8 protein-coding genes are annotated in these 10,313 nt (G+C 72.0%); 4 read left to right on the top strand and 4 right to left on the bottom strand.

Annotated features, from left to right (window positions below; translation table 11 throughout):
* Positions 1-217 precede the first annotated feature (217 nt).
* The 3 genes from rocD to HII36_RS50340 all read right to left on the bottom strand — a co-directional run bounded on the left by rocD (position 218) and on the right by HII36_RS50340 (position 2,831).
* Complete coding sequence (gene rocD, locus HII36_RS50350; RefSeq protein ID WP_173530518.1) at positions 218-1,423, bottom strand: ornithine--oxo-acid transaminase; 1,206 nt, start codon at positions 1,421-1,423, stop codon at positions 218-220.
* A gap of 2 nt (positions 1,424-1,425) precedes the next feature.
* Entirely contained in the window at positions 1,426-2,223 is a 798-nt protein-coding gene (gene ddaH / locus HII36_RS50345) for a dimethylargininase (protein WP_173530517.1), read from the bottom strand.
* Between the two features lie 122 nt (positions 2,224-2,345).
* Positions 2,346-2,831 (bottom strand): Lrp/AsnC family transcriptional regulator, encoded by a 486-nt coding sequence (locus tag HII36_RS50340; protein ID WP_173530516.1) that lies wholly within the window; start codon positions 2,829-2,831, stop codon positions 2,346-2,348.
* 188 nt (positions 2,832-3,019) lie between these two features.
* On the opposite strand from HII36_RS50340, the gene HII36_RS50335 reads away from it, so the two are divergent.
* The 4 genes from HII36_RS50335 (at position 3,020) to HII36_RS50315 (ending at position 10,012) form a co-directional block, all read left to right on the top strand.
* Positions 3,020-4,891, top strand: coding sequence for a hypothetical protein (locus tag HII36_RS50335; RefSeq protein ID WP_173530515.1), 1,872 nt, complete (start codon positions 3,020-3,022; stop codon positions 4,889-4,891).
* Entirely contained in the window at positions 4,878-6,356 is a 1,479-nt protein-coding gene (locus HII36_RS50330) for an ABC transporter substrate-binding protein (RefSeq protein WP_173530514.1), read from the top strand. Before HII36_RS50335 ends, HII36_RS50330 begins: the two co-directional genes overlap by 14 nt.
* 90 nt (positions 6,357-6,446) lie before the next feature.
* On the top strand, positions 6,447-8,771 hold the full coding sequence (locus HII36_RS59020; RefSeq protein ID WP_217370959.1) for a GH1 family beta-glucosidase: 2,325 nt from the start codon (positions 6,447-6,449) through the stop codon (positions 8,769-8,771).
* Between the two features lie 68 nt (positions 8,772-8,839).
* On the top strand, positions 8,840-10,012 hold the full coding sequence (locus HII36_RS50315) for a hypothetical protein (RefSeq protein WP_173530513.1): 1,173 nt from the start codon (positions 8,840-8,842) through the stop codon (positions 10,010-10,012).
* A 30-nt stretch (positions 10,013-10,042) separates the two neighbouring features.
* Here the strand turns inward: HII36_RS50315 and HII36_RS50310 are convergent.
* Positions 10,043-10,313: hypothetical protein (locus tag HII36_RS50310; RefSeq protein WP_173530512.1), on the bottom strand; the 271-nt coding region annotated here is incomplete at its 5' end.

Genomic DNA, 10,313 nt, shown 5'->3' with positions numbered 1-10,313 from the left:
CGCCCCGACCGAGGAGCGCGCCCCGACCGAGGAGGCCGCCCCCACCGAGGCGCCCGCTCCGGGCAGCGAGCCCACCGAGCCCGCGCCCGCCGACGAGCCGGCCGCCCCGACCGAGGCGTCCGCACCCACCGAGGAGCCCGCCCCGTCCGAGGGCTGACCCCGGCCACGGCGAGAGCCCGGTCACCGTGCGGTGGCCGGGCTTTCGCCGTACCTGAGATCAGAACGAGGCGATGGCGTCGGCGAGCTTGTCGATCGCCGACAGCAGGTCCTCCTCGGAGATGACGATCGGCGGAGCCAGCCGGATGGTCGTGCCGTGCGTGTCCTTGGCCAGCACGCCACGGGCCAGCAGCGCCTTGGACACCTCGCGGCCCGAGGCCAGCGACGGGTCGATGTCCACGCCCGCCCACAGGCCGCGCCCGCGCACGGTCACCACGCCCTTGCCGATGAGCTCGCGCAGCCGCGCGTGCATCAGCTCGCCCAGCTTGGCGGCCCGCTCCTGGTACTCGCCGGTGTTCAGCAGCTCGATGACGGCGTTGCCGACCGCGCAGGCCAGCGGGTTGCCGCCGAACGTGGAGCCGTGCTGGCCGGGCTTGATGACGCCCAGCACGTCCTGGTTCGCGGCGATGGCCGAGACCGGGACGACGCCGCCGCCCAGCGCCTTGCCCAGCACGTAGATGTCGGGCACGACGCCTTCGTGGTCGCAGGCGAACGTCTTGCCGGTGCGGCCGAGCCCCGACTGGATCTCGTCGGCGATCATCAGCACGTTGTTCTCGGAGCAGATCCGGCGTACGTCGAGCAGGTAGCCGTCCGGCGGAACCAGCACCCCGGCCTCGCCCTGGATGGGCTCGACCAGCACCGCGACCGTGTTGTCGTCGATGGCCTCCTGGATCGCCTCGGCCGAGCCGTAGCGCACGATCTTGAAACCGGGCGTGTACGGGCCGAAGTCGGCGCGCGCGTCGGGATCGGTGGAGAAGCTGACGATCGTGGTGGTGCGGCCGTGGAAGTTGTCCTCCATCACGATGATGTTGGCCTGGTCCGCGGCGACGCCCTTGATCTCGTAGCCCCACTTGCGCGCCACCTTGATGGCGGTCTCGACGGCCTCGGCGCCGGTGTTCATCGGCAGGATCATGTCCTTGCCGGTCAGGTCGCCGAGCCCGGCGCAGAACTGCGCGAACTGGTCGTGGTAGAAGGCGCGGCTGGTCAGCGTCAGGTTCTTGAGCTGTTCCTGGGCCGCGTTGATGATCTTCTCGTTGCCGTGACCGAAGTTGAGCGAGGAGTAGCCGGACAGGAAGTCCAGGTACCGCTTGCCCTCGACGTCGGTGACCCAGGCCCCGTGCGCCTCGTGGATCACCACGGGCAGCGGATGGTAGTTGTGCGCGCTACGGCGCTCGCTCACTTCGATCAGCTCTGCGCTGGTGGTCATGATCAGTTCTCCCCCCTGATCTCCAGTGTGCAGCACTTGGGGCCCCCGCCCGCTTTGCGCAGCTCCGACAGGTCGACCGGAACCACCTCGTACCCACGACGCTTGAGCTCCAACTGCAGATCCATGGCCTCGGCGTTGATGACCACGTTCGTGCCGTCGCTGACGGCGTTGAGACCGAGCACCTCGGCGTCCCGCGCGGTGGCGAGCACGGCGTCGGGGAACAGCCGGCGCAGCACCTCCTGGCTGCCGGCGGAGAACGCGCCGGGGTAGTAGGCGACGTTCTTGCCGTCCAGCGGGAACAGGGCGGTGTCGAGGTGGTAGAAGCGCGGGTCGACCAGCTTCAGCGAGATCACCGGCCGGCCCAGGTACTCCTGCGCCTCCAGGTGCGCCGAGACGTCGGTGCGGAAGCCGGTGCCGGCCAGGACGACCTCGTCGAGGGTGAGGAAGTCGCCCTCGCCCTCGTTGACGTGCTGCGGCTCGTGCGTCGGGTAGCCGCGCTCGGCGAACCAGCGCAGGTAGGCCGGGCCCTCGGGGCCGCGCTCGGCGAAGGCGAAGCGGGCGCCGTAGACGCGGCCGTTGACCACGGTGGCGCCGTTGGCCGCGAAGACCATGTCGGGCAGCCCCTCGATCGGGTCGATCAGGCTGACCTGGTGCCCAAGATCCTCGTACGCCGCCTTGAGCCCCTCCCACTGCCGGATCGCGACGTCGCGGTCGGCGCCGGCCTCGGGGTCCATCCACGGGTTGATCGCGTACTCGACCGTGAAGAAGTCCGGGCGGCACATGAGGAAGTGTTTGGGCATGCAAGTCTCCGTCGACTTTGTCGGGGCTCGTCCCGATTTTTGGGACGGAGACAGCCTAAGAATGCATGTTTATGCAGGCCAAGCGGCTGGCATTGCGTCTTCGCGCGAGTCTGTTGCGAGTATCAGCTCCCGATGGCGGATCCGTTGCGCGCCTCGGGAACGGCCGCCCCGGGAGGGGTGTCGACCAGCCTGGACAGCACGATCGCGCTCTTGGTCCGCACCACGAAAGGCTGCGCCGCGATGCGCTCGATCACCCGCTCCACATGCCGCACGTCGGTGGCCCTGACGTGCAACAACGCGTCGGCCTCACCGGTGATCGTGGCCGCCGCCACCACCTCGGGGAACTTGGCCACGGCCAGCGCGATGTCCGACGGCTTGGTCTTGCCCGCGCAGAACAGTTCGACGTAAGCCTCGGTGGTCCAGCCGAGCGCCTGCGGGGCCACCCTGGCGCTGAACCCGGTGATCGCGCCCGTCTCGCGCAACCGGTCGACCCGCCGCTTGACGGCCGACGCGCTCAGCCCCACCTGATGCCCGATCTCGGCGTAGGTCTGCCGAGCGTCGTCGACGAGCGCGGCGATGATGTCACGGTCCAGCCGGTCCAGTTCCACGGGCCTTGTATACCGCCTGGCCGGGCCGGCGCGCGACGAACGCTCCGGGCGCGCGTCCCCCGGTCGGATACGTATTTTCCGGCATGTCCGCCCGCATCGGGGAAGCGCGGTCATAAGATCTGACAAGTCGCTGGTACGGCGACACGCAGGGTCAGGAACCGCCCGACATCCCCTGGTAGGACCGCGCCATGGCGGACTTCTTCGACGATTCCAGCTTTCGCCTGCCGGCGAAGGACCTTCTGCCGCGCACCGAGGGCCAGGAACTGCCGGTCGTCCTGCTGCTCGGCCCCGAGGGCACGGACAAGAGCGAATACCTCCGCCTGGTCTGGGAGAGCGTGGTCGACCCGGAGTCGCCCCGGGTGCGCATGGACTTCCGCCTGACGGGACAGTCGAGCCTGCCCGTGGTCAAGACCGTCGAGCGCATCGCGCACGATCTCATGGAGTCCTCCACCGTCAAACTGCCCCGCGTGGTCTTCTGCCTGCACGTGCTCGAGCTGAAGCCGGCCGGCCGCACCGACGCCGAACTGGCCGAGGAACTCGACGACCTGGTGAGCGGGAAGCGCAAGGCGGCTTCAGACTCCCTGCACACCCTCAGAGAGCTGCTGGGCGGCGTGCCGGAGATCGGGCCGTGGCTGGCGGGGGCGGTGGCGGTGACGCAGGCCGCGCTGGCCGGCGGCCGCTACGTGTCCAGGCTGCTCAACGACAAGGGCAGGTCCTGGCTGCAGGCCGAGATCTCCACGCACAACGTGGTGGACCTGGCCAGGCGGCGCGACGGGCAGATCGGCGCGCAGGCGGAGTCCGCCGCGCTCATCCTGTGCAAGGCGCTCCTGGCCGACCTCACCGAGGCCTGGTCCCGGCGCACCCGCTACCCCCGCTGCTGCCTGCTGCTCCTGGAGGGGGCCGAGACCGACGCGGGACGCGCGTTCCTCAAGGCGCTCGTCCCGGCCAAGGGCGCCGATCCGCTGCTGGTGGTCGCGGCCTCGCGGATGTGGCTGCCGGTGGGCGCAAGCTGGGCGCGCCCGGGTACGGTGGCCGCCGACGACCTCCAGGTGCCCCGGCTCGACCAGGCGAGCCACGCCGACTGGCGTGGCCGGGGCGGCAGGCGGGAGCACCGCTGGTGGTATCCGGTGCTGATGCCGCCCGCGACACCCGGAGAGCCGCCGGCCGGGCCACCCGCGATCTACCGGCTCACCGGCGGGCACCCGGCCGCCACCCGGCGCCTGCTCGAACTGCTCGGCCCGGCGGCCCGCGACGACGATCTCCGCTCGATGATCCACCAGGCGGACGTGCTGCGCTGGCCGGGGCTGCACCTGCCGCACCTGGACCAGCTGTGCGGCTGGGCCGCGGCCGCCCACCTGGACGACGCGGAGAACGCGCTGCTCGACCTGTCCGGCGGGGCGCCGAACCTCCGCGACGCGCTGGGCGACCGGCTCTGGCTCACGACCCGGCCGGCGCGTCAGGACATGCGCGGCCGGTGGCCGCCGCAGGACGGCGAGCAGGTCACCGTACTGCACCCGTGGCTGCGCAGGCTCCTGCTGCACCGGCTCGCCCACGCCGAGAACGGCACGCGCTGGGACGTCGTGCACAAAAGGCTGGAGGAGTTCTGCCTGGAGCGGTACGCCGACGAGAGCGCCGCGCTCCACCACCGCCTGGCCCGGGTGACGCCGGGCGACCCGGCCGGGCACCTGCTGCACGTGGCCCGCGGCCTCGACCGCCAGTTCGGCCTGCTCGACCAGGTCAAGGACGGCACGAGCCGGCTGGCGGAGTGGATCGGGCGATACGACCACGTCACCACGGCGCCGAACGCGCTGCCGCTGGACCGCTCCGCCGACGACCTGTACGACTCGCTGATGGCCACCGGGCCGCCGCCCCCAGGCGACGAACGGATCCTCCTGATCAAGGCGCTGATCGTGAACCGCTGGTTCTGGCTCGATCCACTCCTGGACCCCTCCGGGCGCCGCGCATCCCAGATCGCGCACTGGCTGAGAGAACTGGCGCTGCTGTCCGGATCCAGCCCGTCGATCCTGTTACGGGAGGCCGAAAGGTATGAACAGTCCTGAGGACGAGGCCACGCACCAGGAAGGACGTCACGCCGGCGGCCGGAAGGTGCGGGCGGACACCGCCCCCGGCTACGGCCGCGGGCGCAGGATCTGGCACCTGGTGCTCGCGGGGCTCGTGGCGCTGGTCGTCGTGGCGGTCGTGGGCGTCGTCCTCGTGCTCCAGCGGACGCCGCCGCTCACCGACGAGCCGGCCGCGTTCGGCCCGGACCTGGAAGACGTCATGAGACGCATCCAGGAGGAGAACGGCCGGATCCAGCGCGACCATCCCGACGACCACGTCACGATCGCCGTGCTGATGCCGATGACGGGCTCACTCACCGACATCTCCCTGGACCGGGAGAGCATCAGGCACGGACTGCAGGGCGCGCACCTGGCACAGGTGTGGCGCAACCGGCGGGGCAGCGGGGCCCCGTACGTCAAGGTGCTGGTCGGCGACGTCGGCCCGGACGGCGTCGAGGCCGCGGTCGACGACCTGAGGGCCAGGTCCGAGGGCGAGCGCATCGTGGCGGTGACCGGGCTGGGCGCCAGCAACAAGACCGGGCACCGGGCGGTGGCACGGTTGAGCGAGAGCTCGTTCGCCATGGTGGCCGCGGTGATCACCTCTGACGAGTTCAAGCCGTACAAGGGGCTCGCCAGGGTGGCCACGCTCAACAGCGAGCAGGCCCAGGCCGCGGTGGATCTGGCCAGGCGGCTGCGTCCCGATCTCCGGGCGGTCGTGGTCAGGGACACCAACCGGGCCGACAGCTACGTCAAGACGCTCGGCGACCACTTCACCCGGGCACTCACCGACAAGGAACGGGTCGAGGAGAAGTCGTTCGACTCCGACACCAGCGATCCGGGCACCGTGCTCGCCAACATCGCCGCGTCGATCTGCACCACCGACGCCAACACCGTGCTGTACAGCGGCCGCAGCGAACCCCTGCCCGCGTTGATGGAGGGCCTGAGCCAGCAGAGCTCGTGCATCGAGAAGAACGTCACCGTGATCACCGGCGACGACGCCAGCCAGCTCAACCGCGAGTCGAAGAAGCAGATGTGGGGCGACCTGCGCATCAGGCTCTTCTACACCGCGCTGGCCCACAGCGAGGGCGTCGTCCAGCCGAACGGCCCGGTCATCCCCGCGGTCCAGGCCCGATTCAAGGGGCAGGACCCGGACTCCTACGAGCGCATGTTCGGCGCGGAGAACCTCGACGACGGCATGGCCATCATGCATCACGACGCGATGGGCGCGGCCATCGCGGCGGTCGACAAGTTCGCCGGCAAGCAGCGCCTGCCCACCGCGGCGGACGTGGCCAGCATGCTGACCAGCGGAACCGTCGAGGTGAACGGCGGCAGCGGGCCGATCAAGATCGGCTCGGGAGGGGAACGGATCACCAAGAACGTCCCGATACTCCAGCTCAGCCGCGACGGGAGCACCACGTTCTCCCGCTGGGTGACCGTCCCCGGCGGGACGCCCGCCGCCGGCTGACTTCTCGACGGCGACGCCCGCACCCGGCTGGCGTGCGACGAGCCTCGCGGGAGAGACTGGGCGTTCGATCATTCGCCGGAGGCACGTCAGATGAGCAGAGCGCGGTTCCCCGCGGACTTCGTGTGGGGTGTGTCCACGTCCGCCTACCAGATCGAGGGCGCGACCTCGGCCGACGGGCGCGGCCCCTCCATCTGGGACACCTTCGTCCAGGGCGGCTCCGACGCCTGCGACCACTACCACCGCTACCGCGAGGACGTGCGGTTGATGAAGGACCTGGGCGTGGCCGCCTACCGGTTCTCGGTGAGCTGGCCGCGGGTGCTGCCCCAGGGCTCGGGCAAGGTGAACGCGGCCGGCCTGGACTTCTACGCCCGCCTGGTGGACGAGCTGCTGGCGGCGGGCATCACGCCGTACGCGACGCTCTACCACTGGGACCTGCCGCAGGCGCTGGAGGAGGCGGGCGGCTGGCCCGCGCGTGACACGGCACACCGTTTCGCCGACTACGCGGCCGTGGTGCACGAGGCGCTGGGCGACCGGGTGCGCACCTGGTTCACGCTCAACGAGCCGTGGGTGTCGGCCTTCCTCGGCTACGGCTCCGGGGTGCACGCGCCGGGGCGCGCGGACGCGTCCGACGCCTTCGCCGCGGCGCACCACCTGCTGCTCGGCCACGGCCTGGCCGCGCAGGCGCTGCGCGCGGGCGGCGCGCAGGTGGGCCTGGTGCTGAACTTCGCCCCGGTGCTGACGCCCGCCCAGGTCGGCGACTTCGGCAGGGAGCTGTCCGCCGAGGACGCCGAGGCCGTGGCCAGGATCGACACCCTCCAGCACCGGCAGTTCCTGGAGCCGGTGCTGCGCGGGGCGTACCCGGCCGAGCTGCTGCCCAGGCTGGCGCCGCACGTCCGCGACGGCGACCTCGACGTCATCGCCCAGCCGCTCGACCTGCTCGGCGTCAACTACTACGCGCCCACCGTGGTCCAGGCCCAGCCCAGCGAGCCCGCCGACCCGGCCTACCCGGGCAGCGAGGGCATCCTGTTCTGCACCGTGCCCACCGCGGTGACCGCCATGGGCTGGCCGATCGTGCCCGGCGCGCTGTCGCTGCTGCTGCGCCGCCTGACCGCCGAGCATCCGGAACTCGACCTGATGATCACCGAGAACGGCGCCGACTTCGTGGACGTCGTCACCGGCGACGGCATCGACGACGCCGACCGCGTCAGCTTCCTCGAAGAGCACCTGCGGGCGCTGCGCGCCTCCATCGCGGACGGCGCCAGGGTCCGCGGCTACTTCGCCTGGACCCTGCTGGACAACCTGGAGTGGGCCGACGGCTACCAGCGCAAGTTCGGGCTCGTGCACGTCGACTTCGCCACCCAGCGGCGCACGCTCAAGACCAGCGCGCGCTGGTACCGCGACGTCATCAGTCGCGGCGACCTGCCCGGCGAGCAGCGCGGCCGGCCCACGCTGGAGACCGTGGCCGCCCGCGCCGGCGTCTCGCGCGCCACCGTGTCGCGGGTGGTCAACGGCGAGTCGTCGGTCAGCACCGAGGTGCGCGCCGCCGTGATGCGCGCCGTGCGCGAACTCGGCTACGTGCCCAACGCCGCCGCCAGGAGCCTGGCCACCCGCCGCACCAACGCCGTCGCGCTGGTGTTGTCCGTGCCGCGCCAGGGCAGCGACGCGCTGGTCGCGGCCGTGGTGCAGTACGTGACGAGCCTGCTCGAAGGGGCCGGCAAGCAGATCACGCTCATGCTGGCCGACACCGCCGACAGCCGCAGGCGGATCGTCCAGCACGTGACGGCGCGCCAGGCCGACGGCGTCGTGCTGCTGGCCTCGGGCCCGGCCGACCCGCTGGCGGAATCGCTCGCGCGCACCGGGGTGCCGCTGGTGCTGCTCGGCAAGCCGGCCGTGGCCTCGCCCGTGCCGTACGTGGACGTGGACAACACCGGCGGCGCGGCCGCCGCAACCAGGCACCTGCTCGACTCGGGACGCCGCCGCATCGGCGTGATCTGCGGCCCGATGGACCAGGTCACCGTCCAGGACCGGCTGGCCGGGCACCGTGCCGCGCTGCTGGAGGCCGGGCTGCACCCGCTGCTCGCGCCCGCCGACGGCACCCCGCGCTCGGGCGCGGCGGCGCTCCTGCAGCTGCTCGGCGACCAGCCCGCGCTCGACGCCGTCTTCGCCACCAGCGACCAGCTCGCCGTCGGCGCGCTGCGGGCGGCCGCCGAGGCCGGCCGGCGGGTGCCGGACGACCTGGCGGTCGTCGGCTTCGACGACGACGCGGCGGCCGCGCTGTTCTCGCTGACCACGGTCCGGGCGCCGGTCAACGACCAGGCGCTGGCGCTGGCCCGGCTGCTGCTGTCCAGGCTGGAGGGACGGCACACCACCTCGGTGGTGCTGCCGGTGCGGCTGGTGGTGCGGAACTCCGGATAGCCGACGACCGGCCCGTTCCGCGGTGGCGCGATTAGCATCGAAGGCAGAACCCCCTTCTGGGAGGCCACATGCGCTTCATCCGCCGGAAGCAGGCCGAACCCGCCGACCCCGGCCAGGTCACCCGCATCGCCCCCGCCATCGCCTACGACGGCGACCTGTACCACCTGCCCGACTGGCGGCAGCGCCGCCACGAGGAACGCGACCTCGGCCGCGCCCACGCCACCGAGGGCCAGATCGACACGCTCACGCTGCAGACCGGCAGCGTCCCACGCTTCCACGAGCTGGCCGACGAGCGGGCCGGGGAGCTGGCCATGATGGAGGACAGGACCGAGCAGGAGCTCCAGCGTGCCCGCGCCGCCTTCGAGGCGCAGAAGATCAAGCTGGCCGAGTCGCAGCGCGCGTTCGCCGAGTCACGCAAGGCCCTCGACGACACCCAGCACCACGTCAGCGAGCTGGAACAGCCCAGCAGGCGGCCGGGGGACGGCCGTCCCAGCTCCATCGCGCTGTCGGGCAGCCGCTGGCCGGCCGTGCGCCGCTGGCTGCCCGCCGCGGCGCTGCTGCTCCTGCTGCTGATCGTCGAGGTCCCGATCCTCTACCAGGTCATCCTGAGCTGGGGCGACAGCGTCGCCATGACCGCGTTGCTGGCCGCGGGCGCCGCCCTGATCATGCTGGTCGCGCCGCACATGTACGGCCGGGCCTTCCGCTCCTGGCAGGAGCACGGCAGCCCGCTCAGGGGCCGCTGGCTGCTCATCGGCGTCGCCGTGACCTGGCTCGGCTTCATCGTCGCCGTCGCGGTGCTGCGCCGCGACGCGCTGGTCAAGCCACTGATCGTGGACGGCCAGGAGATCGGCCCGACCAGCGAGGGCGTCGGCCGGCTGCCGACCATGATCCTGCTGCTCGTGCTCCTGGTGGCCACCGCGCTGATCGCCGCCGACCTGGGCCGCAGGATGCACAACCCGAACGACCGGCGGCTGCGCGAGCTGCGCGGCAAACGCGACGCCGAGGCCCGCGCCTGTGCCGCCGCCCAGGCCGCTTACCAGGCCGACGCCGGATACGCCGAGAGCATCGCGCAGTATCTCCAGTCCGCCGACCGGCGCCGGGCCAGCCGGTTGCGCCAGCTCGACAGCGGCTTCGACAGCCTGGCCACGGCGTATCTGGGCGGGGTGGTCGAGGGGCTGCGCGACCCGGAGGCGGCGAGTTGGGCCGAGCGCATCGTGCTACGCCGCCGCACCGCCCCTTGAGCCCCGCCGCCTCTTGAACCGCGCCCTCTCCTAAGCGCGGGCCTCGACCGCCTGTGCCTGGGCGTGCTCGGCGAAGGTGATCACCATGTAGCGGCCGTTGGCGTAGCTGACCACCGGACGGCCCAGCGTCTCGCCGGCCCTGCGCGCGGCCGCCTGGAACAGCTCGACCATCTCCGGGGTGTCGGCGCTCACCCGGAACCGGCCCTCCGCGCGAAGGTGCTCGGTGACGAGTGCGGCGAAGCCGTTCTCGGCCCGCGCCTTCTCGTCCGCGTCGAGCGGGGTGCGGCGGGGGGCGGGCTGG

Origin of the sequence: Nonomuraea antri (assembly GCF_013283785.1) — a bacterium.
Taxonomy (GTDB): Bacteria; Actinomycetota; Actinomycetes; order Streptosporangiales; family Streptosporangiaceae; genus Nonomuraea; species Nonomuraea antri.
This window is presented reverse-complemented; position numbering and strand designations above follow the sequence as displayed.